Origin of the sequence: Halorussus marinus, from assembly GCF_004521895.1 — an archaeon.
GTDB lineage: Archaea > Halobacteriota > Halobacteria > Halobacteriales > Haladaptataceae > Halorussus > Halorussus marinus.
This window is the reverse complement of the sequence record NZ_SBIR01000016.1, coordinates 31,688-55,791: the sequence shown is the minus strand read 5'-3', so window position 1 is coordinate 55,791 and position 24,104 is coordinate 31,688. Positions and strand designations below refer to the sequence as shown.

At 66.8% G+C, this 24,104-nt stretch carries 21 protein-coding genes and 1 tRNA gene; 17 read left to right on the top strand and 5 right to left on the bottom strand.

The features are described from left to right. Positions 1 to 322: 322 nt before the first annotated feature. From EPL04_RS17470 to EPL04_RS17450, 6 genes are all read left to right on the top strand, one after another. Entirely contained in the window at positions 323 to 964 is a 642-nt protein-coding gene (locus EPL04_RS17470) for an Era-like GTP-binding protein (RefSeq protein ID WP_134672464.1), read from the top strand. A 4-nt stretch (positions 965 to 968) separates the two neighbouring features. After that, positions 969 to 1,367: a DUF2073 domain-containing protein gene (locus EPL04_RS17465; RefSeq protein WP_134672463.1), complete on the top strand. Its 399-nt coding sequence runs from the start codon at positions 969 to 971 to the stop codon at positions 1,365 to 1,367. Further along, positions 1,367 to 2,101, top strand: coding sequence for an OapC/ArvC family zinc-ribbon domain-containing protein (locus tag EPL04_RS17460; RefSeq protein ID WP_134672462.1), 735 nt, complete (start codon positions 1,367 to 1,369; stop codon positions 2,099 to 2,101). Before EPL04_RS17465 ends, EPL04_RS17460 begins: the two co-directional genes overlap by 1 nt. Before the next feature lie 125 nt (positions 2,102 to 2,226). Next, positions 2,227 to 3,705 (top strand): MATE family efflux transporter, encoded by a 1,479-nt coding sequence (locus EPL04_RS17455; protein ID WP_134672461.1) that lies wholly within the window; start codon positions 2,227 to 2,229, stop codon positions 3,703 to 3,705. 77 nt (positions 3,706 to 3,782) lie between these two features. Beyond that, entirely contained in the window at positions 3,783 to 3,875 is a 93-nt protein-coding gene (locus tag EPL04_RS19550) for a hypothetical protein (protein ID WP_449272295.1), read from the top strand. Continuing rightward, positions 3,875 to 4,645 carry a DUF7089 family protein gene (locus EPL04_RS17450; RefSeq protein WP_134672460.1) on the top strand — a complete coding sequence of 257 codons (771 nt, stop codon included), beginning with the start codon at positions 3,875 to 3,877 and terminating at the stop codon, positions 4,643 to 4,645. Before EPL04_RS19550 ends, EPL04_RS17450 begins: the two co-directional genes overlap by 1 nt. A 339-nt stretch (positions 4,646 to 4,984) precedes the next feature. Here EPL04_RS17450 and EPL04_RS17445 read toward each other — a convergent pair whose 3' ends face one another. Continuing rightward, positions 4,985 to 5,230, bottom strand: a complete 246-nt coding sequence (locus EPL04_RS17445) for a ferredoxin (protein WP_134672459.1) — start codon at positions 5,228 to 5,230, stop codon at positions 4,985 to 4,987. Between the two features lie 338 nt (positions 5,231 to 5,568). Between EPL04_RS17445 and EPL04_RS17440 the strand changes: the two genes are divergently transcribed. The 3 genes from EPL04_RS17440 to EPL04_RS17430 all read left to right on the top strand — a co-directional run bounded on the left by EPL04_RS17440 (position 5,569) and on the right by EPL04_RS17430 (position 8,798). Beyond that, positions 5,569 to 7,812 (top strand): ATP-dependent DNA helicase, encoded by a 2,244-nt coding sequence (locus EPL04_RS17440; protein ID WP_134672458.1) that lies wholly within the window; start codon positions 5,569 to 5,571, stop codon positions 7,810 to 7,812. A gap of 13 nt (positions 7,813 to 7,825) precedes the next feature. Continuing rightward, positions 7,826 to 8,338, top strand: coding sequence for a KEOPS complex subunit Cgi121 (gene cgi121, locus EPL04_RS17435; RefSeq protein ID WP_134672457.1), 513 nt, complete (start codon positions 7,826 to 7,828; stop codon positions 8,336 to 8,338). Between the two features lie 82 nt (positions 8,339 to 8,420). Beyond that, entirely contained in the window at positions 8,421 to 8,798 is a 378-nt protein-coding gene (locus EPL04_RS17430; RefSeq protein WP_134672456.1) for a DUF5789 family protein, read from the top strand. Between the two features lie 248 nt (positions 8,799 to 9,046). Here the strand turns inward: EPL04_RS17430 and EPL04_RS17425 are convergent. Then, positions 9,047 to 9,119 (bottom strand) — tRNA-Gln (locus EPL04_RS17425). Between the two features lie 185 nt (positions 9,120 to 9,304). Between EPL04_RS17425 and EPL04_RS17420 the strand changes: the two genes are divergently transcribed. Together EPL04_RS17420 and EPL04_RS17415 are read left to right on the top strand one after the other, a co-directional pair. Then, complete coding sequence (locus EPL04_RS17420) at positions 9,305 to 9,880, top strand: IMP cyclohydrolase (protein WP_134672455.1); 576 nt, start codon at positions 9,305 to 9,307, stop codon at positions 9,878 to 9,880. A gap of 25 nt (positions 9,881 to 9,905) precedes the next feature. Then, entirely contained in the window at positions 9,906 to 10,565 is a 660-nt protein-coding gene (locus EPL04_RS17415; RefSeq protein ID WP_134672454.1) for a metallophosphoesterase family protein, read from the top strand. A 243-nt stretch (positions 10,566 to 10,808) separates the two neighbouring features. Here EPL04_RS17415 and EPL04_RS17410 read toward each other — a convergent pair whose 3' ends face one another. The 3 genes from EPL04_RS17410 to EPL04_RS18925 all read right to left on the bottom strand — a co-directional run bounded on the left by EPL04_RS17410 (position 10,809) and on the right by EPL04_RS18925 (position 16,503). Continuing rightward, the gene (locus tag EPL04_RS17410; protein ID WP_134672453.1) at positions 10,809 to 15,815 is read right to left on the bottom strand and encodes a DNA polymerase II large subunit; all 5,007 of its coding nucleotides are present in this window, start codon (positions 15,813 to 15,815) and stop codon (positions 10,809 to 10,811) included. Then, complete coding sequence (locus EPL04_RS17405) at positions 15,815 to 16,234, bottom strand: PPC domain-containing DNA-binding protein (protein WP_134672452.1); 420 nt, start codon at positions 16,232 to 16,234, stop codon at positions 15,815 to 15,817. Before EPL04_RS17405 ends, EPL04_RS17410 begins: the two co-directional genes overlap by 1 nt. A 98-nt stretch (positions 16,235 to 16,332) precedes the next feature. After that, positions 16,333 to 16,503: a DUF7556 family protein gene (locus tag EPL04_RS18925; RefSeq protein ID WP_167599513.1), complete on the bottom strand. Its 171-nt coding sequence runs from the start codon at positions 16,501 to 16,503 to the stop codon at positions 16,333 to 16,335. 240 nt (positions 16,504 to 16,743) lie between these two features. On the opposite strand from EPL04_RS18925, the gene EPL04_RS17400 reads away from it, so the two are divergent. From EPL04_RS17400 to EPL04_RS17375, 6 genes are all read left to right on the top strand, one after another. Then, on the top strand, positions 16,744 to 18,591 hold the full coding sequence (locus tag EPL04_RS17400; RefSeq protein ID WP_134672451.1) for an ABC transporter substrate-binding protein: 1,848 nt from the start codon (positions 16,744 to 16,746) through the stop codon (positions 18,589 to 18,591). A gap of 204 nt (positions 18,592 to 18,795) precedes the next feature. Then, positions 18,796 to 19,824 (top strand): ABC transporter permease, encoded by a 1,029-nt coding sequence (locus EPL04_RS17395; RefSeq protein WP_134672450.1) that lies wholly within the window; start codon positions 18,796 to 18,798, stop codon positions 19,822 to 19,824. Position 19,825: 1 nt separating this feature from the next. Beyond that, entirely contained in the window at positions 19,826 to 21,223 is a 1,398-nt protein-coding gene (locus tag EPL04_RS17390; protein ID WP_134672449.1) for an ABC transporter permease, read from the top strand. Then, on the top strand, positions 21,223 to 22,305 hold the full coding sequence (locus EPL04_RS17385; protein WP_134672448.1) for an ABC transporter ATP-binding protein: 1,083 nt from the start codon (positions 21,223 to 21,225) through the stop codon (positions 22,303 to 22,305). The genes EPL04_RS17390 and EPL04_RS17385 overlap by 1 nt, the downstream gene beginning before the upstream one ends. After that, positions 22,302 to 23,633: an ABC transporter ATP-binding protein gene (locus tag EPL04_RS17380; protein WP_134672447.1), complete on the top strand. Its 1,332-nt coding sequence runs from the start codon at positions 22,302 to 22,304 to the stop codon at positions 23,631 to 23,633. Before EPL04_RS17385 ends, EPL04_RS17380 begins: the two co-directional genes overlap by 4 nt. Next, the gene (locus EPL04_RS17375; RefSeq protein WP_134672446.1) at positions 23,633 to 24,079 is read left to right on the top strand and encodes a DUF7555 family protein; all 447 of its coding nucleotides are present in this window, start codon (positions 23,633 to 23,635) and stop codon (positions 24,077 to 24,079) included. The genes EPL04_RS17380 and EPL04_RS17375 overlap by 1 nt, the downstream gene beginning before the upstream one ends. Positions 24,080 to 24,104 lie beyond the last annotated feature (25 nt).

Below are 24,104 nucleotides of genomic sequence, written 5' to 3'. Positions count from 1 at the left end.
CTCTGTCGAACCATCCACAGCACTCCAGCCCGACGAACCATCCACAGCACCCCAGCCCGACGAACCATCTCCGACGCACCTCATATGGCTGAGATTCGCGTGCGGGCGCTACACTCCCATAGCCCTCCGGGCCAGAGACATGCTAAACGAACTACTATCGACAGATCATGGAGATATAGTACCGGAACCGCTGTCAGATCCCGAATACGTGTTTTCGACACCACGTTGTCTGACGTAGGTTTAAGTGAGTGGGGTAATGTTGTTCGCGCAACAGCCCCCGTGACGGTACTCTTAACCGATAGCGGAGGACTGGGAGGAAAGGATGGGATTGTTCACGGATCTCAAAGACAGCGTATCCCGCGTCACTGACAAGCTATTCTCCGCACAGGAACCGAAGCGTATCGGCATCTACGGGCCGCCCAACGCCGGCAAGACGACGCTCGCGAACCGAATCGCCCGCGACTGGACCGGCGACGCCGTCGGTCCGGAGAGCCACATTCCACACGAAACCCGACGGGCCCGCCGCAAGGAGAACGTCGAGATCGAGCGCAACGGAAAGAAGGTAACGATCGACATCGTCGACACGCCGGGCGTGACGACGAAGGTCGACTACGAGGAGTTCCTCGACCACGACATGGAAAAGGAAGACGCCGTCCGACGTTCCCGGGAGGCGACCGAGGGCGTCGCGGAGGCGATGCACTGGCTCCGCGAGGACGTGGACGGGGTCATCTACGTGCTCGACAGCACGACCGACCCGTTCACGCAGGTAAACACTATGCTCATCGGCATCATCGAGAGCCAGGACCTCCCGGTCTTGATTCTCGCCAACAAGACAGACCTCGAAGATTCGAGCGTTCAGCGCATCCGCAACGCCTTCCCTCAACACGAGACGATCCCCTCGTCGGCGCTGGAAGGCGACAACATGGACGAAGTGTACGAGAAAATCGCGGAGTACTTCGGGTGATACGATGCCGGAAGTGAAAGAGGACGGCCCCAACGACGGCGGAGGCGGCGTTCAGATCGATCTCATCGGCGCCGACCGGATGGCCGAGATGGCGTCGATGGAGAAGATACGGATGATACTCGACGGCGTCCGCGACGGCAACATCGTCATCCTCGAACAGGGGCTGTCCCCCGACGAGGAGAGCAAACTCATCGAGGTGACGATGACCGAGATCAGCCCCGACGAGTTCAACGGCATCGAGATCGAGACTTACCCCCGCTCGGAGACTTCCGACCAGAGCTTCCTCGACCGGCTGATGGGCAAGGAGTCGACCGCGAAGCTCACCGTCATCGGTCCCGCGAACCAGATCGAGACCCTCCACAAGGACGAGAACCTCATCAGCGCGCTCGTCTCCCGGAAATAATGCCCCACCAGTGTACCAACTGCGGACGCGCGTTCGCCGACGGCTCGAAGGAGATGCTCTCGGGGTGTCCGGACTGTGGCGGCAACAAGTTCCAGTTCCGGCCGTCGGGCGCGGTCGATCCCGGACCCGAAACGGGGGGCGCCGACGCGACCCCCCGCGACGCCGGCGGGACCGCCCCGAAGAAGGCCCCCGAAGCGCCCGACGCCCGATCCTCGGTCGGGGACGCCTCGGCGTCCGAGCGCGGGCCGACCGCGGGCGACGCGGAGGGCGACGACGGCGCGGGCGCCGTCGGTCGGGCGGCCGCGACCGTCCGCGACTGGGTGGGAACCGGCACCGAGACCGACCGGCGCGAGTCGCCGGGACGCGACACGGCCGACGCGGGGTCGCCCGATCCCGAGGCCGCCACGCGGTCCGCGACCGGCGAAGACACCGCGCAGGCGAGCGCGCGAAGCGACGTCGTCTCCGACGACGAACTCCCCGACGCTCCGGCCGCCGGACCCGAGACGCCGCCGGACGGTGAGGTCGTCGATACGCCCGACGACGACTCGCCGGGGCTCGAAGAGCTCCGCGAGGAGCTCAACAGCCAGTTCGAGAGTATCCGGATCGTCGAGCCCGGGCAGTACGAACTCAACCTGATGGAGCTGTACGAGCGCGAGGAGTACATCATCGCGCTTCAAGAGGACGGCAAGTACGTCATCGAGGTGCCCGACGGCTGGGAAGAGCCCGACCGGTAGTCGCGAGCGGGCCGACCATCGGGGTGTGGGGAGCTGTTTTCAGCGCTGTGGCCCCGAGCGAGGACCGGCAACCGACGCGGTGATGCCAAAACGGTTTACACCGGCCACTCGAATCACTCGGATCGATGCTCGACGACGCCAAGCGCCGGGCGCGCGCCGTCGCGTTTCTCTTTCCGGCCGCGCTCGCGCGCCTCGGCCTGCTCGATCGCGAGAAGGGCGAGGAGGCGTTCGATCTGGCGGTTCCGGTGATGGTCACCGGCGGGATGCGCACACTGCTCCGGGTCGCGGACTTCTTCATGGTGGGACAGGCGATGGGGTCGACTGCGGTCGCGGCGCTCGAACTCGGATTTCAGTACTTCTTCGTCCCGTTCGGCATCTCGCTGGGACTGACCAGCGGCACCATCAGCGTCGTCTCGCGGTTCGAAGGCGCCGACGAACACGAGAAGGCCAACTTCGCGATCAAGCAGTCGCTGTGGATCGCGCTGTTGCTCGCGGTTCCGATCACCGCCGCGACGTGGGTGTACGCCGACGGCATGATCGCGCTGCTGACCGACGACCCCCGGACGATCGAACTCGGCGCGCTCTACCTCCGGATCATCATGCTGTCGGTCACGTTCCGGTTCTGGAGCATGATCGCCGCCCGCGCGCTCGCCGGCGTCGGCGACACCCGGACCCCGATGTACATCCGACTGCTCACCCTCCCGACGAACATCGGGCTGAACGCGGTCCTGATCTTCGGGCTGGGTCCGTTCCCGACTCTCGGCGTCGCCGGGGCGGCGTGGGGGACCGCCATCGCCAACACCCTCGCGGCGGTCCTGTTCACCGGCGTGCTCCTCTCGGGGCGGTTCTCGGTCCGACTCCCGCTCGGGGGCAAGCAGTGGGACTGGTCGATCGCGACCGAGATCGTCCGGGTGGGCCTGCCGCTGGCGGGGACCCGACTCGCCCGGACGTTCGGACGATTCCCGTTTCTGGTCGTGCTCACGACCCTCGGGACGCCGGTGGTCGCGGCCTACGCCATCGGCCGGCGAGTGATGTTGCTCGCGCTGATGCCCGCGTGGGGGTACTCGACCGCCTCCTCGACGCTCGTCGGCCAGTCGATCGGGGCGGGCAACGACGAGGAGGCCGACGCGTACGGCTGGCAGACTCTCCGGATCGCCCTGATAACCCAGTTGCTGATCGCGGTCGTGCTGGTCGCGGCGGCCAGACCGCTCGCGGTCGCGTTCGGCACCGAACACGTCGACCTGACGGTGACGTTCATCCGGGTGTTCGGGCTCGGCGTCGCGGGCTTCAGCGTCTCGCGGACGATGCGGGGCGGCCTGCGGGGCGCGGGCGACACCCGCTGGCCGTTCTACGGCACGATCGTGGGGAGCTATCTGTTCAAGCTCCCGATCGCGTTCCTCGCGGTCGCGCCGGGGGTCACGCTGTTCTCGGTCGGGCCGTGGACGCTCGCGCCCGGCCTCGGGCTGGGACTGACCGCGGTGTACGTCTCCATCGTCGGGGACATGTACGTCCGGGCGGCGGTCAACGTCTTCCGGTTCTGGACCGGCGAGTGGAAGCGGATCGCCCGCGAATCCGACGTCGGGGCGGGCACCGGCGCGGACTGACTCGGCCGGGCGCCGCCCCGACGGCTCGTTCGCCTCAATCCGGCCCATTTTAAACCCTCGCGGCCGAACCCCCGACCATGAGCACGGCAACCAAAATCGTGGTCGGGACGGTCGGAATCACTTCGGTCCTCGCGGTCGCGCTACTGGTCAATCTCTGGCTTCTGGCGTGATGTTCGACGAACGGACGCTCCCCGAGGACGTGGCGGCCGTTCGGGCGGCTCACGCCCCCGAGGCGCTCGTCCTCGACTGCGGGACCGACTTCGAGACGCTCGCCCCGGCGCAGGCCGAGGATCTCGGTCTGCTGGTCGACTCGCTCGATCCGTCGTCGTTTCCCGAGTCGTGGCTCCCCGAGGACGCTCCGGAACTGCTCGGGCGGTACGCCTCGACGGACTTCACGATCGGGATGCCCGGCGACGGCAGCGTGGCGTGGACCCGCCAGACGGTCCCGCCGACGGTGTTCGTGAAGGCCCGCGTGCAGGGCTCGCCCGACGACTTCGTCGAGTTCCTGATCGCGGAGGCGCTCGTCGAGGTCGGATCGGACGACCCCGAGCACTTCCTCGGGTTCTTCGGCGATCGGTACGCCGACCTCGACGCGGCGCTCCCGTTCGACGCCGGGAGCGTCTACCAGATCGCGGCGGCGCTGTACGACGCCTATCGGGGTCTCTACACCCGCGAGACCTTCGCCGACTGGGCCGACGAGCGCCCCCGGCTGTTCGAGGCGTGGCAGGATGCGGGCGAGCGGATCGAGCCGAGACTCGACGGGCTCCCCGGTGCGATGGCCCGCGAGGAGACCGACTTCGCCGAGGCGGCGGAGTTCGCCTGTAGCGCGGTCAAACACGGCCTCGAACTCCCCGCGCCGTTCGCCGCACTCGACACCGAGACGTACCGAGATCACGGCGCCGACTACGCGGTTACGTGGGCCGAGAAGACCTTCGCGTAGCGACGGACGCCCCCGGACGGCGCGGCAATCGTCGCGATCGCCCAACGATTTTTATAGATTGGCGCCGAATTTTGAAACAGGTCTATGAGTGATTACTGGGACGTGCGCGGGGACGCACGCGGCTGGGAGGAACAGCTCTATCCCGATGCCGTCGACGATGAGGACGGCGTCGAGATGTGGACGACCGAGTGAGGAGTGCGAGCGACGGTCGATTTTTCGCGACGACGCACCCGCCGGCTTTCGGCGAGTCGCATCGCCGTCGGTGGTTCGGAACGCGACGCTCGGGTCGTCACTGTCGGCCGGGACGGCCTCGACCCCTCCGTTTCGCGTGGAACTTCCTCAGGGGACGAGTCGCTCGCCGTCGTCGTCGTAGACCTCGATTGCGTCGACGGGACAGACGCGGGCGGCCATCTTGGCGTCGAACTCCGCGTCCTCGGGCACTTCGCGGACGAACAGGTCCGGCTCGTCCTCCTCGGCGTCCCGGAGGTCGGCCTTGCCGTCCTCGCGGTTCTCCTCGAAGGCTTCCCACTCGGCGGTACACTGGAACATCCCGGTGCAGGTGTCGCGGTCGAACTCGATTCGCATGGTTCGACGTTTGGGGGGCACCCCCAAAGCGATGGCGGACTCCCGTATGCGTCTTCGGCGACACCGAACCCGCGGACCAACGACTCCGAACACTCGCGGCGACGAACCGCCAGCGACTCCCGTCGCTTATGAATCACCGCGACCCAACCTCGCGCCGAGCCCTCAGATGCCCGGTGCAGGTCCCGGAGTTGGTGGTCGGTTCGAGGCCCGAGTACGGACACACGATCCGCCTTCGGGCCCCCGAATCTCGCCCACATCGACCCGACAGTTTAAACCACGAGACGCGCCAAAGCGGGTGTAATGAACGCGTTCGTCCCCCGACGCCGGAGGTGGACCCCGTGAGCGTCGAGATCGCCGACATCGACGGTCTCCCCGAGGACGTCGCCGACCACTTCCGCGAGCAGGGCATCGAGGAGCTCTACCCGCCACAGGGCGAGGCCGTCGAGGCCGGCGTCGCCGACGGCGAGAGCGTGGTCGCCAGCGTCCCCACCGCCAGCGGTAAGACCCTCATCGCGCAACTCGCGATGCTCACCAGCGTCGCCCGCGGCGGGAAGGCCCTCTACATCGTTCCGCTCCGGGCGCTCGCCAGCGAAAAGAAGGCCGAGTTCGAGGAGTTCGAGCAGTACGGGATCGACGTGGGCGTCTCGACCGGCAACTACGACAGCGACGGCGACTGGCTGGCGAGCAAGGACATCATCGTCGCCACCAGCGAGAAGGTCGACTCGCTCGTCCGGAACGGCGCCCAATGGGTCGACGACCTGACCTGCGTGGTCGCCGACGAGGTCCATCTCGTCGACGACCCCAACCGCGGCCCGACGCTCGAAGTCACCCTCGCGAAGCTCCGCAAGCTCAACGAGGACCTCCAGACGGTCGCGCTCTCGGCGACGGTCGGCAACGCCGACGAGATCGCCGACTGGCTCGACGCGACGCTGGTCGACTCGACGTGGCGGCCGATCGAACTCCGATCGGGGGTCCTCTACGGGCAGGCGCTCCACTTCGACGACGGCTCGAAGACCCAGATCTCGCGGGGCAACGAGAAGGCGACCGCCGCCCTCGTCGAGGATACCCTGACCGACGAGGGATCGTCGCTGGTGTTCGTCAACTCTCGGCGCAACGCCGAGGCCTCGGCGCGCCGACTCGCGGACGTGACCCGCGACCACCTCGACCCCGAGGAGCGCGACCGGCTCGCGGAGATCGCCGACGAGATCCGGGAGGCGAGCGACACCCAGACCAGCGAGGACCTCGCCGACGCCGTCGCGAAGGGCGCGGCGTTTCACCACGCCGGGCTCGCGAGCGACCACCGCGCGCTCGTCGAAGACGCCTTCCGCGACCGACTCGTGAAAGTCATCTCCGCGACGCCCACGCTCGCGGCGGGGGTGAACACCCCGTCCCGTCGGGTCATCGTCAGGGACTGGCGGCGCTACGACGGCGACGTCGGCGGGATGGCGCCCCTCGACGTGCTGGAGGTCCACCAGATGTTCGGCCGGGCCGGCCGGCCGGGACTGGACCCCTACGGCGAGGCGGTGCTCATCGCCAACAGCCACGACGAGCTCGACGAGCTGTTCGAGCGCTACGTCTGGGCCGACCCCGAGCCGGTGCGCTCCAAACTCGCGGCCGAGCCCGCGCTCCGGACTCACATCCTCGCGACCGTCGCGACGGGGTTCGCCGACACCGAAGACGAGCTGGTGTCGTTCCTCGAACGCACTCTCTACGCCACCCAGACCGACGAGACGGGCCGGCTCGAAACGGTGACACAGAACGTTCTGGACTACCTCGAACGCAACGAGTTTCTCGCACGCGAGAACGGGGGCCTGCGCGCGACCGGTCTCGGCCACCGCGTCTCACAGTTGTACGTCGACCCGATGAGCGCGGCCGAGATCATCTACGGGCTACGGGACGCCGAGGACCGCCCGACAGCGTTCGGGCTCTACCACCTCGTCGCGCGCACGCCCGACATGTACGAACTCTACCTCCGGTCGGGCGACCGCGAGGAGTACACCGAACTCGCCTACGAGCGCGAGACGGAGTTCCTCGGCTCGATGCCCTCGGAGTTCGACGACGGCGCGTTCGAAGACTGGCTCTCGGCGCTCAAGACCGCCCGGATGCTCGAAGACTGGGCGTCCGAGACCGACGAGGACGCCATCGCCGAGCGCTACGGCGTCGGCCCGGGCGACATCCGCGGGAAGGTCGAGACCGCCGAGTGGCTGCTCAACGCCGCCGAGCGACTGGCGGGCGAACTCGACCTCGAATGTGGGCCCGCGATCCGGGAGGCGCGCAAGCGCGTCGAGTACGGCGTCCGCGAGGAGCTGTTGGACCTCGCGGGCGTCCGGAACGTCGGTCGCAAGCGCGCCCGGCGGCTCTACGAGGCCGGCGTCGAGTCGCGAGCAGATCTCCGGGAGGCCGACAAGTCGGTCGTTCTCGGGGCGGTCCGGGGCCGCACGAAGACCGCCGAGACCATCCTCGAAAACGTCGGCCGCAAGGACCCCGACCTGACCGGCGTGGAGGCCGACGCCGAACTCGACACCGAGCCGTCGGCGGACGCCGGCGACGGCGGCCAGCAGAGCCTCGGTGATTTCGAATGACGGGGGCCGACCGATGAAGATCGTCGACGGCCGGGCCGAGATCGCGGACCTCGATCGCTTTCTCGACCGGTTGAGTGCGATCGGCGACGAGCACGACTGTGCGGTCCAAGCGGTCGACGCCGACCTCGTCGTCGGCGAGTCACATCTCCGGGCGGCGGTCGAGCACGCCGACCGCGCGTTCGAGCGAGGCGAGAACGTCGCTCGCGACCCCGCAGTCGAGATACTGCTGTACGCCGCGGGGCGACGCCAGATCAACCGCGCGCTCCGTCTAGGGGTCGGCGAGGGCGACGCGCCCGTGGCGGTCGCCGTGAACGGTCTCGACCCGGCGGCCGACGAGGCCGCCGCGGCCGACGCGATCCGAGACCTGCTGGCCTCGACCGACCCGGACGCCGCTTCGTCCGACCGCATCGACACCCCGGCGGTTCGGGAGTTTTTCGACGTCTCGGACGCCGAACTCGCCGCCACCGACGCGACGCTCGCGGCGCTCGTCCGCGAGCGAGTCGCCCTGCTCGACGTGGAGAAGTGACCTTCGTCGAGGCCGGCCGCGCCGAGCGCTCGCCGACTCGACAGCCAGCAAGGTTAGGGACGTCACGACCGTAGCCGAATCCATGTCCGACTACGATCCGGACGCCGAGAAAGAGCAGCGACGCGCCCGCGAACGCCGGCGCGAGCGGACCGAGAGCATCGAGTCGATGCTCGGGGAGGCCGGCGAACTGCTCGGCGAACACAAGTACCCCGCGACCAGCGAGGAACTGGCGGCCGAGTACGGCGACCAGCCCCTCGATCTCCCGAACGAGACCGAATCGCTCGGGAGCGTGTTCGATCGGCTGGTCGACGAGCGGTTCGAGTCCGCCGACGAGGCCCGCGAAGCGATATACGGCGAGATCACCGGCGCGGCGGCGGGACCCGAGGAGTACAACGACCAGCGCGACCTCGGGGCGCTCGACGGAGACGCGACCGACGAGTCGAACGCGAACTCGAACTAGCTGTGGCGGGCCCGGTCCTCGTCTCCAGTCGAAACGAAGGGGTTGAATCGGGAGACAGAGCCGGGGCTTTCGAGGGGGTATAAGAGCCCGTACGATCCGATTTCTGCGCTTTGTCGGCTTCGGAACGGACTATTTAATCTCTTTCGGTATCGCTCTCCTCGGAGGCGAAACCCCGACGAGACGGCGCTCGATGCCGAGGTCGAAACTCGAAAGTAAGAATTCGCTCGGAGTCGACGGGAAACCAAGAATAGTCCCACCAGGATTCGAACCTGGGTCGAAGCCCCCAGAAGGCTTCAGGATTGGCCACTACCCCATGGGACTCTGCACTCTCGGGTAGTCGCCGGGGGATTGTAAGCGTTGCGCGTTCGGTCCGCCCTGCGACGGTTTCTCACTCTCGTTCGGTCCGCGCCGACCGCAGTTTCGTCGGGCGGCCTCCCGTTCCCGAACTGTTCCTCGTCCGTGCATGAACCAACACGTATTTGGCCGAAAAGTACACACGTTCGTGTATGTACATCGGACGGTTTCTGATCGTCGCGCCCGAACTGGCGGCCTACCGCGTCTCCTCGCGGTCGTTCCCGAACCGACGCGTCGTCGAGCGCGAGGCGGCACTGACGGTCGCGCCGACCACCGACGCGCCCGAGACTGACAACCCGTACGTCTCGTACAACTGCGTCCGGACGACCGGCGAGTCGGCGGTCGTCGGCAACGGCTCGCACGTCGATCCGATCACCGAGAAACTCGATCTCGGTTACCCGGCGCGCGACGCGCTCGCCGAGAGCCTGCTCGCGCTGGACTACGAGAAAGACGACTACGACACGCCCCGCATCGCGGGCGTCGTCGGCGACGACGGGGCGTTCGTCGGAACCGTCCGCCGGGACGCGCTGTTGGTCCGCGAGGTCGACGAGCCGACGCTCGTGGCGACTTACGAGAAGGACGCGCCCGAGGCGTTCGACCTCGAGGCGTCGACGGCCGCCGACGCCGCCCGCGAGGTCTACGACCTCGAGTTCGAACACGCGGTGTGTGCGGCCGGGCTCGCCCGCGCCGAGGACGGCTTCTCGCTCGCGATCGAGAACGGGAACTAAGTCGCGGGCGACCCATCGGTCGACCATGAAGGTCGGCGTTCTCTCGGACGTCCACTCGAACGAGATCGCGCTCGAAGCCGTGCTCGCGGACCTCCCCGACGTCGACGCGCTCGTCTGCGCCGGCGACGTGGTCGGGTACAACCCGTGGCCCGCCGAGTGCGTCGAGGCGATCCGGACCCGCGGCGTCCCGACGGTGATGGGCAACCACGATCGGGCGGTCGCCACCGGCACCGCCTTCCGGTTCAACGCGATGGCGAAGGCGGGCGTCGAACACGCCGACGAACGCCTCTCGGACGACCAGCGCGCGTGGCTCGCCGAGCTCCCCGACGAGCGCCGCGAGTTCGACGATCGGCTGAAGATCGTCCACGGCCATCCCGAGGACCCCGACCACTACACTCGCCCCCACGAGTTCGGTCCGGACCTCCTCGGCGAGGAGGACGCGCTGATCATGGGTCACACCCACGTCCAGCACCACGAGGTGTACGACGAGGGCGTCGTCTTGAATCCCGGGAGCGTCGGCCAGCCCCGCGACAGCGATCCCCGCGCCGCCTACGCGATTCTGGACCTCGACGATCTGACCGTCGAGGAACGTCGCGTGGAATACGACATCGAGGCGGTCCAGCGCGCGGTCGAGGAGGCGGGTCTCCCCTCCCGGATCGGCAGTCGGCTCGCGGAGGGGCGGTAGACCGCCTGCGGTCGCGTCGCTATGGCGGTACGATCGCAGTGCGGTCGCGGTACGGTCGCAGTGCGGTCGCGGTACGGTCGCAGTGCGGTCGCGGTACGGTCGCGGTGATCGCCGCGAGTCCGACCGCGAGCGAGGGCAGAGCCCGAGCGAGCGGGCCAAGTGACGACCGCAGGGAGGAACGCCGCGCTTTTCATGAACGTTTTGCAAGGGCGCGCCGCTCGGGGCGCGCCCGCAGCAAAAGGTTCACATGAAGTCCGCGATGCTCCCCTGCTTGTTCTTGTCGTTCTCGAAGATGCTCGACAGCCGCCGGTCCATGATTTCGAGGCGCTGTTTGGTGTACTCTCGACAGTCGTAGGTCTCGGCCACCTGGATCGCGGTCTCCATGTACTTGTTGACCGACCCCTGGTGGACCGTCAGGTTCACTCGGCCGCCACACTCCCGACACTCTTCGGTCAGGGGCATCCGGCGGTACTTCTCGCCGCAGTCGAGACATCTGGTCTCCTGTCGTGAGAACGCCCGGAGGTTGCCGATGAGGTCCGGCAGGAAGTGGTACTCGATCACGCGCTCGGCGACGTCGGTCTCGTCGACCGCGTAGAGCTTCCGGGCGAGTTCGAGCTGGGCGTCCATCTTGTCCATCATCGACCCCAGCGTCTTGTACGCCGAGAGGTCCGGTCCCATCGCGATGTCGGTCACGTCGTGGCTGTGGTGGAAGTCGGTGTACTCCCGGTCGGTGCCGAGGTTCTCCTCGGCGATGGTCATCACGTCCTCGACCTCGCCGGGGTCGGCCAGCTCCCGAGTCGCCTCGTAGAACTCCCGTGGGTACTCCCGGACGATGTCCATGTTGTGGGCCTCGTCGTCGATCTCGGAGGGGTCGATCCGCGAGGACATGACCAGCGGCGCGTCCATCTGGCCGCCGCGCTGGTCGGGGAGAAACTCCTTGCTGAAGTTTAGCAGGCCGTCCATCAACAGCATGACGCAGTCCTCGTCGCCGTCGCACTGGCCGACGAACACGTCGTCCGCGACGAGCGTGTGAGTATCCTCGACGGTGACACAATACGTGTGTTCGACGGACGATTCAACGACCTCTATACTGACGATCTCGTCAAGCCATACGTCGCCGCCGTCACCGAAGAGGCGTTGTGTTCGCGTTTCGATATCTTCAACAGCATCGTCAAGCGTCTCGGATTTTCGATCGAGATCGAAACCCACCCGGTCTGCGAACCGAACCGCGTTCTGCGAGGTGATCTTCAGCACCCACGTCTCGAATGATTTGGACTCGTCGTAGAAATTTGCGACCGCGCCGGTCTTGGGTGTTCGCTCTTCCCCGTACGTTTTCGCGCCGACACCGAACCGTTTGAGGGCCGCGACGAGGTCCGACTTGAGGTCATCGCTGACGGTGTGCGCACGCACCTCAACGCGGTCGCTCGCGGTGCTGCCGTCGCCCGAGAAGTACGCTGCGAGGAATGAGCGTAGTACGGAGTCCGGCGCGGAAAGGATGCAGTCCGGGATTCGTTTCGTCTGGGCGCGGCTACCGGCGTCGAGGACATCCGCAAACAGGGACGTCACAAGGCGACTGGACACCGTGACCTTCCACTCGTTCTCCTCGAATGCGTCGACGTTCAGCGTCTCCTCGAACGTCTCTGCCAGCTCCTTTCGAGGAGCCTCGTCTGGCGTGCAGATGGTCGTCTGGTAGAATGATCCCTTCTCCTTCCGCGTGAAGCCTTCCGCTGCGTAGTAGCCGAGCAGCGTGCCGACGGATTCGTCGACATCGAAAAAGCGAGAAACCTCCGCGGTATCGCGTCGAACACCGAGCGTAACGCCGTCGGGAACCTGGTCGAGAACAGTCTCGCGGTTGAAAAATTTGAGGAGTGCGCTCGCGGGGATGCTGTCGCGGGATATCCAGTTGTACACCGTCGAGTCGTTCAGGCCGAGCTGATCCGCGACGGGCTTCAGGTAGCTATCCGCGTTGGTTGCGTCGGCTAGCAGTTCCTTCAGGTTGGCTTCCCCGATTCCGCGAATCGTCAGGTCTTCGTTCGGGATAGAGTTGGCGTCGAGGAACTCGGCGAGCAAGTCGTACGTCTCGACCGAACCGTCGACCGGGACCTGCTTCGGTGCGGGTATCGCGTCGCCCTCGGTGAGACGGTGGGCCGTGACGCGCTCGACGCTGCCGTCTTTCCAGCGTCGCATCGAGTGGTCCGGCGTCACGGTCAGTTCGCGGCCGCTTTTGGTTTCGACGCGCACGAGGTGGTCGGACGAGGGGTGTTCCGAGATTGTTTCGATCCGCCGGAGAGTCTGCTTGCCGCCTTCAGTGATGGATGGGACGAATACGTCGCCGTCGAGGTGCTGGACGAGCGCGCCGAAACTGTCCTCGTCCGCGGTTTCAGGGTCGAGCCGTTCCTCGACGAGGGTCTCGATTGGGTTGTGGTGCCATTCCCCTGACTCGTCTTCGTACCAGACCTTCGTCTCGGGATGGAAGCAGTTGCGACGCTTCGCGGCGTGAAAGTACGGATGCGCGTAGCCGACCGCCGCGCTCGTGAACCCCACGACCCGCCCCACCACGGCCGCCGAGGTGTGGGGCGCCATCCCGAAGACCAGTTCGCCGACGAGGTCGTCGCGCTCCTCGACCTCGTAGAAGGCGTCGAGCCCGTAGTAGCTCTCGAGCAGGTCGTCGACGAAGTCCGCGGTCTTGAGCATGTGCTCGGCCGCGCCGTCCGAGAGCACGACGTCCTGAACCTTGAGCTCGACCAGCTGGTCGTCGTGGCGAAGCGGTTCGCCGTGGATGTCCTCTTCGTAGCCGAGCGCCCGGAAGCGGTCGGCGCTCACGTCGAGTTCCGCGGGCCGGACCGCGGTGACGGGCAGGTCGGTCATGTCGTACCGGACCGTCCCGTCTTTGAACGAGGAGACGCCGTGTTTCGCCCGGAGGATGCCCTTCTCGATCGGCTCGGGCGTCTTGTACGACGACGACAGCCCCTTGACGCCTTTGAGCATGTCGAAGACGTTCTCGCGCTCGCCGACCGCCGCCAGCGCCGACCGGAGTTCGTCGTTCACGTCGACGACGCGGGTCTCGACCGACGAGGCCTCGACCTCACAGCGGTCACAGACCGCCCGCCCCGACTCGTCGAGTTCCACCACCGAGCCACAGTCCGGACAGGTGAAGTGCGGGACGGTGTTGCCGTCGCAGTCCGGACACGTCGTCTTGAAGGTGTGCTCGCCACAGTCGGCACACTCCCGGCGGCCGACCTGCACCTCGACCTCCCCGGGGGTGTCGGCCATCCCCTCGGCGTGTGCGGCGGCCGCCACCACGTCGCGCTGGCTCCCGCCGGCCTCGCCGATGGGAAAGAGGGTGTGGACCGCCGGCGAGAGCTCCCGAGACTCGGACTTCTCGGGGCGGCCCATCCGGTTGCCGATCCGGGTCGGGGCGCGCTCGCGGATCTCGAACGGCGCGACTTCGTTGGCGGCCTTCACCGCGTTGTCGCCCGACTCGGCTTCGCCCCACTCGCGGGCGGTCGTAGAGAGCTCCTCCCACGTCCGCTCGCGGTCGGCGCTCAGCCCCAGCGAGCGCGCGAGCGCGAGCCACTCGCGGATCCGGATGCGCTCGTCGCCCTCCGAGTGACGGACGAGCAGTTTTTCGAGGGCCTCCCGGACGGGATCGGTGTTTTCGACCACGAGCGTCCCGTCGTCGAGGTCGCCCGCGACCACCGCGTCGGCCAGCGCCTCGAACTGATCGACGGTGATGTCGTGCCAGAGGTAGGTGTACTTCGGGTGGAGCGGGCAGTCGTACTCGCCGGCCCACTCTAAGGCCTCGTCGGCGTCGGGGTCGTCGAGGTCGACGCGGGGCGAGTCGCGCATCGCCTGCACGTCGGCGCCCGACGCCTCGAAGTCCTGCACCCACCACTCGACGGTGTAGGAGGCGGGCGCGAGCGGATGGTTGTTCTCGACGAACTCGCCGTAGTTGACGAGATACTCCCCGAGGTCGAGGATTGCCTCGACCCCGTTGCGGAGTTCGAGGGCCTGTTCGGGGTCGTCGATCCGGCGCACGTCGCCGTTCGCCAGCTTCACCGTCGGCCCCTCGATGGAGTCGACGGGCACGACGCCGGCGGCCTTGCCGGGCCGCTCGGTCTTGATCTGGGTGCCGGTCGCCAGAAAGTCGTCGACGAGGTGCATCGTGGCGGGGTGGACGCCGGCGGTCGCGAACCCGTGGTTGCGCGCCCGGCCGTACCGAAGCCGGAACCCTCCGGCCTCGCTCGGGTGGCCGAACACCGGACGGCCCGCGATGAGGTCCCTGAGGAACTTCGTGGCGGGCTCGACGCGGGGCGGGCCGGCCGCGTCGTCTCGGTCTTCGGCCTCGGCGTCGTCGTCGCCGGCCGCGTCGTCTCGGTCTTCGCTCTCGGCGTCGTCGCCGTCGTCGTTTCCGATGGTGCCGTCGATGAGGTCCTGTAGCCACGGCCAGTCGACCTCCTCGAGATTCCGGGTGTAGCGCTGTATCTTCGGCGCCTTCAGCGCGATGCCCTCCGCGAGCACGAGACACATCCCGCCCCGGGCGTTGTTGGTGTCGACCCGTTCGAGGTCCCGGAACCCCGAGACCTCCTCGTCGCCGGTCGCCTCGCCGTCGAGCATGATGGGCATGTGCTCGGCGATGAACTTCGACTCCTTGTCCTTGGGCGTGTACTGGAGGCCGGTCTCCTTGTCGTAGAGGCCGATCTCCTCGGCGTAGCGCTCGATCTCGTCGTCTCGGGGCTTGTACTCGTCGACGCCGATGAGCGCCCGGGTGTAGTCGGCCACGAGGACCGACAGCGCCTGTGCGGTCCCCCCGGCCGATCGGATCGGCCCGGCGTAGTAGACGTTGACGAACTCGGTGCCGTCGTCGTTTTCGAGCAGTTCGACCCGGTCGATCCCCTCGATCGGCGCGGCGACCACGCCCTCGGTGAGTAGCGCGACCGCGGTCCGGACCGCGCCCTCGACCTTGCCGGCCTTCGACTCGTAGTCGCCGACCCGTCCCTCCGCGAAGTCCGCGGCGAGTTCGAGCGCCGCCTCCTCGCGGGACATCTCGCCTTCGAGTTCGCGGACGCGCTCGGCCACGCCCTCGATGCCGAGGATGTTCTCGACCCGGTCGGCCATGTCTTTCGCGACCGGAATCTCGACCTCGGGCTTGGGGTCGGCGCTGTCTGCGCGCGCTCTGCGGGCGACTTCGAAGGCCTCGTCGAGGTCGGATTCGACCCGTTCGAAGTAGCGTTCGTCTTCCGGCCGCATTATAGCCAGAGGTCGAGGTCGGTGGGCTCGTCGTGGTTGCGGGTCAGCTCGCTCTCGAAGCTCCGCATGTAGAGTTCGCCGGCGAACACGGTCGCCGAGTCGAGGTGGCCCGCGAGCGTCTGGCCGCTCCGGCGCGAGAGCACGGCGTGGGTGTGGGCGAACCGCTCGCCGTCGAGCCACGCGACGTTCCCGACGCACGCGGCGACTTCGAGCGGTTCGTCGAACTCGACTTCGGTGTACTCGAGTTCGGTCTGGTCGTAGAACCAGACGGTCGCGTCCTGGACCGCGCCCATGGCGAGGAACCACGCGGCGTCGACGTCCGCCTCGTCGGCCAGCGACTCGATCTCCGAACGCCAGTCCTCGCCGTGGCCCAGTCGAGCGACGAACTCGCGATCCCCTGAGACCTCCCGGTAGTTCATACTCACGAGAACGAACACCTGCGGCAAAAAGGTTGAGTATTGGCGCGTTACCGCCCCGGGACCGATGCCGTCGTCCCCCTGCTGTCGGGTCCGACCGATTACTCCCACTCTCGGAGAGAGACGCCCTCCGATACCGGGATCGAAAGCCACGCCCCATCTGCGGTGGTGTCAGCGATGATGAGTCGCTCCGTCCGTCCGTCGTCGTCGACCGAGGCCATGACTTCGCGCTCTGCGAGAGCTTCGGACGCGGTGGCCGTGTTGGGGGCCATATGTGACACTTGGTATCACGGCGTATAAACGCTCCGAAACGACCCCGGCGCCGACGCCGGTCGGCCGCGCTTCGGAGTCCGGGGACGACCGCGCCGACACCGAGATCTGGTCGGCGCGACGATCGCGCGCTCGGTTAGCGCAGAAAAGCTACGACAGCGACGCGTTATGAACGGAAACTGAGAGCAACATCTAATTCCAAACGGTAAATTTATCCGGATCGGTTTTCAAGGAGCGGTTGGATGACAGATACTGACAATCTGAGCCGTCGTCGCTTCTTGCAGGCGACGGGCGGTGCGGCATCGGCTGTCGCGCTCGCCGGCTGTACCGGCGACACCGGCGACGAGACGACCGACGAGTCGGCCGGCAACGAAACCGACGGGACCGAGGAGGTCGCCGAAGACCTCGACGGGACGTACCTCCGGCTGACGAACAGCACGATGTCAACGCTCGACCCCATCGCGGCGACGGGCACCTCCGAGGGGCAGGTCATTCAGCAGATCCACGAGCCCCTGATGAACTACGCCAACGCCACGGCGACCGTCGAGCCCCGTCTGGCGACGGACTACTCGATCTCCGAGGATCTGAAGACCTACACCTTCGAACTCAACGAAGACGCGACGTTCCACAACGGCGACGACGTCACCGCCGACGACGTCGTCTACTCGTGGGAGCGTCTCGCGGCCTCCGACGCCTCCAAGCGCGCGTACTTCATCCTCGACTCGATCGGCGTCGAGCACGAGACGACCACCAAGACCACCGACGACGGCGAGGAAAAAGAGGTCTACAAGCCCGGGAGCATGGCGGTCGAGGCCGTCGACGACTACACCGTCGAGATGACCATCTCCGAGCCGTTCCACTCGGTCCCCGAAGTCATCGCGTACACGTCCTTCGCGGTCGTCCCCGAAGGAATCGTGGGCGACATCGAGGGCTACGAGGGCGAGATGGAGCAGGGCGAGTTCGGGAAAGACCCCGTCGGCGCGGGTCCGTTCCAGTTCGAGAGCTGGTCGCCCGACACCGAAGCCATGGCCCAGAGCTTCGAGGACTACCACGGCACCGTCCCGAAGGTCGACGGGATCCATTGGAACATCGTGACCGACGCGAACGCTCGGTACAACTACGCGATGAACAAGAACGCGGACTACTTCCCCATCCCCACCAACAAGTTCGATCCGTCGAAGATGTCGCTCGACGGCGGGGACGCCAACGGCGGGTCCTCCACGCTCGGCTCGTACGGAGAGATCCGCAACGGCGAGACGGTGAACATGGTCCGGACGTCGACCATCGGCAACTACTACCTCGGATTCAACGTCGAGAAAGTCGACAAGCCCGTCCGGCAGGCGTTCGCGTACGCGGCCAACCACCAGTCGCTTGCCGAGGACGTGTTCAAGGGCACCGTCAAGCCCGCATCGCACTTCGTTCCGCCGGCGATCTTCCCCGGCGGCGCCACCGGCTACGACGAACACGCCAAGGACTACCCGTACGGTAGCACCGAGACCCGCCTCGACAAGGCCCGCGAGATCATGGAGGAGGCCGGCTACGGCGAGGACAACCGCGCCGAAGTCACGATCACGGCCTACGAGTCGTCGCCGGTCTTCCAGGAGACCGCACGCCTGCTCCGCGACAAGCTCACCAGCGCGTACATCGACGTCACCGTCGACGTCGCGCCGTTCGCGGCGTTGCGCAAGCAGGGGCTCAACGGCAAGCTCGAAGTGTACACGCTCGGCTGGCTCATGGACTGGCCCGCGCCGGACAACTTCCTCCAGCTGCTCAACCCGCCCCAAACCGACACCTCCTCGGACGCACCCGTTTCCTACATCAACTGGCAGGGGACCGACGCGTCCGACCGGGCGGCCGAGGCCTGGCAGACCATCTCGAGCAACCCCCAGCCGACCGACGAGGCCCAGCAGGCCCGCGACGATGCCGCCATCGAGATGGAGGAGGCCAACTGGGAGGACGTCGCGATGCTGACGCTGTTCCACGACTACAAGGACCGCTTCTGGTACGACTGGGTCGACATCGAACCGTTCGGCGGTGCGGGTCCGACCCGCCAGCTGCTCAACGACGTGAGCGTCGGCGAGCGCAACTGACCCGGTCTCGCGGTTTCGAACGCGCTTCTTTCGTCGCACGGCTCGACAGCTTTCGGCCGCTTAGAACCGTCTGTGGCCGCGATTTCGGATACAGAAAACGCAAGACATAATGAGAAGACCATCAAATTCATCACGCATGCTCGCAGTCCAAAGTGGACACGTACCACTCGACACTCATTGCCGTGGGGGCGGCGGTGATGTGCCGTGAGTCGCTGGCAGTACTTCGGCAAGCGGCTGCTGTTGTCGGTCCCGGTGCTCGTGTTCGGGGCTTCGATCACCTTTCTGGTCATCCGGGCGGGACCGCTCGACCCGGTGTCGGCGATCATCGGCCCGCAGGGTGATCCCCAGGCGTACAACCGGATTCGAGAGCAACTCGGACTGAACGAACCGCTGTGGCGACAGTACATCGACTACATGGTCGACCTCTTCACCTTCCAGCTCGGCGAATCGTGGGTCGTCCAGCCCGAGCGCGACGTGTACTCGCTTCTGGCTTCCTACGCGCCCCGAACCATCTGGCTCGGATTCTGGTCGGTGCTCATCGCGGTCTTCATCGGCATCCCGCTCGGGTTCTACGCCGGCCTGAACCCCAACACGTTCAGCGACTACCTCGCCTCGTTCGGCGGCATCGTCTGGCGCGCTATGCCGAACTTCTGGCTGGCGGTCATCCTGATGAGCGTCCTCTCGCAGTCCCAGAGCCTGTTCGGATTCAGCTGGCAGAACTGGCTCTACGAGACGAACGTGACCGGACCGCCGCCGCTTCCCGGCGACCTCGTGACGTTGCTCACCAGTCCCGACCACTTCTTCCCCGCGCTCAAGAAGATCGCGCCGGCCGCCATCGTCCTCGGGTCGGCGTCGATGGGCAACGAGATGCGTATCGGTCGGACCGCGGTCCTCGAGACGGTCAACTCAAACTTCATCGAGACCGCGAAGGCCAAAGGCGTCCCGCCGCGGTCGCTGGTGTGGAAACACATCTTCCGGAACGCCCTGATCCCGCTCGTGCCGATCATCACGGGCGAGGCGTTCTTGCTCATCGGCGGCTCGGTGCTCGTCGAGACGGTGTTCAACATCAGCGGCATCGGCTACCTGTTCTTCCAGGGCATCCAGAACGGCGACATGCCGCTGGTGGGCTCGCTGATGTTCGTGTTCATCCTGCTCGTCGTCGTCATCAACATCGTCCAGGACCTGCTGTACACGATAATCGATCCCCGAGTCGGCTACGACGGAGGTGCCTGATATGAGCGTGACAGACGATCCAGAGGAAGCGACGCTGCTCGAACGGATTCAAGACGACCCCGGGCCGGCGATGCGGTGGCTCGCGGGCGCGCTGTTGCTGTTCGCGCTGGAGGCCGGCGCGGTCGTCAACTTCGTGACCGGCCTGTTCGGTCCCGGTATGGAACTCCCGACGCTGCTCTCGCGAGAGCTCATCCCGAACAACGGGTTCCAGACGCCGGCCGGCGTCTGGAAGGAGACGTTCCTCGGACTGTCGCCCGCGGTCGCGTGGGGTATTCGGGTCGCGCTCGTCTACGTCTACGCCATCGTCTGTACCTGGTGGCTCTGGCGTGGCTATCTCGTCTTCCGTGAGCACTACCGCTACGCCGACTGGACGCCCCGCGACGACATGATCGACCGACTTCGGGGCCACCGCTGGGGACAGTTCGGCGCCGTGATCGTGTTCGCGTTCGTGATCATGGCGATGTTTGCTCCCGCGCTCGGCCCGACGACGGTCGAACGCACCATTCAGGACCCGTACTCCTACACGGTCGACTACTACGACGAGAACGGCGAACTGGCCAACGTCACGGTCGGGCAGGCGAACCTCGGCGCCCGCTCGCAGGGGACCCCCGACCAGAACGTCGGCGTGATGCAGTACGACGAGTACGGCCGGTTCCACCCGTTCGGGACGTTACCGTCCGGCAAAGACATGTTCACGTTCATGGCGGCCGGCGCCCGGGTGTCGCTGTTCATCGGGCTCCTCTCGATCGGGCTGAGCGGTTTCATCGCGGCGTCGTTCGCGCTACTGACCGCCTACTACAAGGGGCTGGTCGACCTCGCGGTCGTCATCACCGGCGACTCGATCATGTCGCTGCCGCGGCTCCTGTTCGTGATGTTGCTGTCGGTCGTGCTCGCCGATACGTGGATCGCGAGCATCTACAGCGGCGGCTTGCTGTTGGCGCTCATCTTCGCGGCGACCGGGTGGCCGATCCTGTGGCGCGCGGTCCGCGGTCCGGCGTTCCAGATCGCCGAACAGGAGTGGATCGACGCCGCCAAAAGCTTCGGACAGAAACCCCGGATAACGATGCAGAAACACATGGCGCCGTACATCCTGGGGTATCTGCTGGTGTACTCCTCGATGAGCCTCGGGGGTATCATCATCGGCGTCGCGGGCCTGTCGTTCCTCGGCCTCGGCGTCAGCGCGCCGACGCCCGAGTGGGGACGGGCGATCGACATCGGCCAGTCGTACGTCACCACGACGTCGTGGCACATCTCGTTCATCCCCGGCATCCTCATCGTGCTGGTGGTGACCGCGTTCAACGCGCTGGGCGACGGCATCCGCGACGCGATCGACCCCCAGAGCGAAGGGGGCGAAGGCGAGGGCAGTGAGGCCGTCGCGGCCGGCGGAGGTGGTGCCTGATGGCCCGAACCGACGCGACGGCGACTCGCGGCGAGTCCGAGCCGTTGCTGTCGATCGAGAACCTCCAGACCGCCTTCTTCACCGACAAGGAGGTCATCCGCGCGGTCGACGGCGTGAGCTTCGACATCGAGCGCGGCGAGACGGTCGGCGTCGTCGGCGAGTCCGGGTCGGGCAAGAGCGTGACCGCCCGTTCGATCATGGGGCTCGTCGACTCGCCCGGCCGGGTGCTCGAGGGCAGTTCCATCCGGTTCGACGGCGAGGAACTCACCGACAAGTCCGAAAAGGAGTACCGCTCGATCCGGGGCGGCGACATCGCGATGGTGTTTCAGGACCCGCTGACGAGCCTGAACCCGGTGTACACCGTCGGCAACCAGATCAAAGAGTCCCTCCGGCTCCACCAGGACATGCGCGGGGCCGAGGCGACCGAGGAGGCGATCGACCTGCTCGAAGCGGTCGGCATCCCGGACGCCGCCCGGCGGGTCAACGAGTACCCCCACGAGTTCTCCGGCGGGATGCGCCAGCGCGCCGTCATCGCGATGGCGCTTGCCTGCGATCCCGAGTTGCTGATCTGCGACGAGCCGACCACGGCGCTCGACGTGACCATCCAGGCCCAGATCCTGGAGTTGCTCGACGACATCCAGGAGGAGCGGGACCTCGCGATCATGTTCATCACCCACGACATGGGCGTGATCGCGGAGATCTCGGACCGCGTCAACGTGATGTACGCCGGCGAGATCGTCGAGACCGCGCCGGTCGAGGAGCTGTTCGCGAACCCCCGACACCCCTACACGGAGGGGCTGTTGAACTCGATCCCGGGCAACCAGCCCGGCGCCGATCGGCTCGAAACGATCGAAGGCGACGTGCCGACGCCGAACGAGCCCGCGACCTACTGTCGGTTCGAACCCCGGTGCCCGAAGGCGTTCGAGGAGTGTACGCGGGTCCACCCCGAGCCGGTCGCGGTCACCGACGGCGCTGACGATCACACCGCCGCCTGCCTGCTGTACCCCGAGGACGTCTCGGAGGCCGAGGCGGTCGAACTGCACGAGCGGCGCGGCGACGGTGAGGAGGTGACCGACCGATGAGCGAACAAGTACGACAGGAGTCGGTTGGCGTCCAGACGGGCGAGACGCTCGTGGACGTCAACGGGCTGAAGACCTACTACGACGACGGCGGTATCATCGACTCGAACCCCGTCAAGGCGGTCGACGGCGTCGACTTCGAGATAAAGCGCGGCGAGACCCTGGGGCTGGTCGGCGAGTCCGGCTGTGGGAAGACCACGCTCGGCCGGACGCTCATCCAACTCGAAGACGCGACCGCCGGCGAGGTGCTTTTCGACGGCACCGACGTGACGGAGCTGTCGGGCACGGAACTCAAAAACTGGCGGCGCAACAGCCAGATGGTGTTTCAGGACCCCGAGTCCAGCCTCAACGACCGGATGACGGTCGGCGAGATCATCCGCGAGCCCCTCGACGTCCACGACTGGGAGACGCCCCAGGAGCGCCGCGAACGGGTCCGGGAACTGCTCGACGTGGTCGGGCTCCAGCCCGAGCACTACTACCGGTATCCCCACCAGTTCTCGGGGGGCCAGCGCCAGCGGATCGGCATCGCGCGGGCGCTGGCGCTCGAACCCGAGTTCGTGGTGCTCGACGAGCCGGTGTCGGCCCTCGACGTGAGCGTGCAGGCCCAGATCCTGAACCTCCTCGAGGACCTCCAAGACGAGTTCGGGCTGACCTACCTGTTCATCGCCCACGACCTCTCGGTCGTCCGCCACATCTGCGACCGTGTCGCGGTGATGTACCTCGGGAACGTCATGGAGCTCGGCGAGACCGAGGAGATGTTCGCCAACCCGAAGAACCCCTACACTCACTCGCTGCTGTCGGCGATTCCGGAGCCGGACCCGACCGCCGACAAGGAGCGGGTCACGCTTCGCGGGACGCCGCCGAGCCCGCGGGACCCGCCGGCGGGCTGTCCGTTCACGACCCGGTGTCCGATGAAGATCCGGCCCGAAAAGTACGAGGACATCGACCCGGACCTCTGGGTCGCCATCGAGGTGTTCCGGGAGGTGCTCCGCGAGCGCGCCCGCGCCGAGAAGAGCCTCACGGAGATCGCCAAAGAGAAACTCGGGATGGAGACGCGGTTCTCCGACATCGACGAGATCCGGACCGAGCTGTTCGGCGATCTCGACGTGCCGAGCCGCGTCCGCGAACACGTCGAGGTCGCGGCGAACCACGTCGAGCAAAACGACGAGCACGCCGCCCGCGAATATCTCGCCGACGAGTTCGGGAGCATCTGTGACGCCGAGGACCCGTCGATGCACGTCGTGAGTGACACCGGCCGGACGAGCAACTGTCACCGTCATCTGCCCGACTACCAGGAGCCCGACGAGTTCACGCCCTACACCGAACGCTGATGTCTCAGACCGCCCCGAACCGCGCTCGACAGGCCCTCGACGCCGCGGTGTACGCGCTCGCAGTCGCCGCGGTCGTGTTCCTCGTCGGCCTCGCGGTCGGCGTCGCGGTCGGCGGAGCGCTGGTGACCGCGAAGTTCGTGATGTTCGTCGTCGGCCTCCTCCTGTTCGGCTACGGGACGTTCAAGCTCCGACCCGCCCCGCCGTGGGGAACCGAGTCGGGCGAGGACGGCGAGATCCGCGTCGTCGAGAACGACTCGTCGGGTCGGGTCGTCGGCTCCCGCGAGGAGACCCGGTTTCAGGCGGCCGTCCAGCGGATTCCGCCGCTGTCGCGGTACTCGCTGGCGCCCGACGACCGGCTGTCGCCCGGTGCGAAGCTGTTTCTCGCGAGCCTCGCGGTGCTCGGGTGGTCCTACGCGCTGGAGACGGTGTTCGGGGTCGCGGCCTGACCCCGGGTTCGAACAACAGCTTTTA

Bases quoted from the DNA above. Each gene is read 5' to 3' on its own strand.
- EPL04_RS17470 (WP_134672464.1), top strand. From the start codon at position 323: ATGGGATTGTTCACGGATCTCAAAGACAGCGTATCCCGCGTCACTGAC.
- EPL04_RS17465 (WP_134672463.1), top strand. From the start codon at position 969: ATGCCGGAAGTGAAAGAGGACGGCCCCAACGACGGCGGAGGCGGCGTT.
- EPL04_RS17460 (WP_134672462.1), top strand. From the start codon at position 1,367: ATGCCCCACCAGTGTACCAACTGCGGACGCGCGTTCGCCGACGGCTCG.
- EPL04_RS17455 (WP_134672461.1), top strand. From the start codon at position 2,227: ATGCTCGACGACGCCAAGCGCCGGGCGCGCGCCGTCGCGTTTCTCTTT.
- EPL04_RS19550 (WP_449272295.1), top strand. From the start codon at position 3,783: ATGAGCACGGCAACCAAAATCGTGGTCGGGACGGTCGGAATCACTTCG.
- EPL04_RS17450 (WP_134672460.1), top strand. From the start codon at position 3,875: ATGTTCGACGAACGGACGCTCCCCGAGGACGTGGCGGCCGTTCGGGCG.
- EPL04_RS17445 (WP_134672459.1), bottom strand. From the start codon at position 5,230: ATGCGAATCGAGTTCGACCGCGACACCTGCACCGGGATGTTCCAGTGT.
- cgi121 (WP_134672457.1), top strand. From the start codon at position 7,826: ATGAAGATCGTCGACGGCCGGGCCGAGATCGCGGACCTCGATCGCTTT.
- EPL04_RS17430 (WP_134672456.1), top strand. From the start codon at position 8,421: ATGTCCGACTACGATCCGGACGCCGAGAAAGAGCAGCGACGCGCCCGC.
- EPL04_RS17420 (WP_134672455.1), top strand. From the start codon at position 9,305: ATGTACATCGGACGGTTTCTGATCGTCGCGCCCGAACTGGCGGCCTAC.
- EPL04_RS17415 (WP_134672454.1), top strand. From the start codon at position 9,906: ATGAAGGTCGGCGTTCTCTCGGACGTCCACTCGAACGAGATCGCGCTC.
- EPL04_RS17410 (WP_134672453.1), bottom strand. From the start codon at position 15,815: ATGCGGCCGGAAGACGAACGCTACTTCGAACGGGTCGAATCCGACCTC.
- EPL04_RS17405 (WP_134672452.1), bottom strand. From the start codon at position 16,234: ATGAACTACCGGGAGGTCTCAGGGGATCGCGAGTTCGTCGCTCGACTG.
- EPL04_RS18925 (WP_167599513.1), bottom strand. From the start codon at position 16,503: ATGGCCCCCAACACGGCCACCGCGTCCGAAGCTCTCGCAGAGCGCGAA.
- EPL04_RS17400 (WP_134672451.1), top strand. From the start codon at position 16,744: ATGACAGATACTGACAATCTGAGCCGTCGTCGCTTCTTGCAGGCGACG.
- EPL04_RS17390 (WP_134672449.1), top strand. From the start codon at position 19,826: ATGAGCGTGACAGACGATCCAGAGGAAGCGACGCTGCTCGAACGGATT.
- EPL04_RS17385 (WP_134672448.1), top strand. From the start codon at position 21,223: ATGGCCCGAACCGACGCGACGGCGACTCGCGGCGAGTCCGAGCCGTTG.
- EPL04_RS17380 (WP_134672447.1), top strand. From the start codon at position 22,302: ATGAGCGAACAAGTACGACAGGAGTCGGTTGGCGTCCAGACGGGCGAG.
- EPL04_RS17375 (WP_134672446.1), top strand. From the start codon at position 23,633: ATGTCTCAGACCGCCCCGAACCGCGCTCGACAGGCCCTCGACGCCGCG.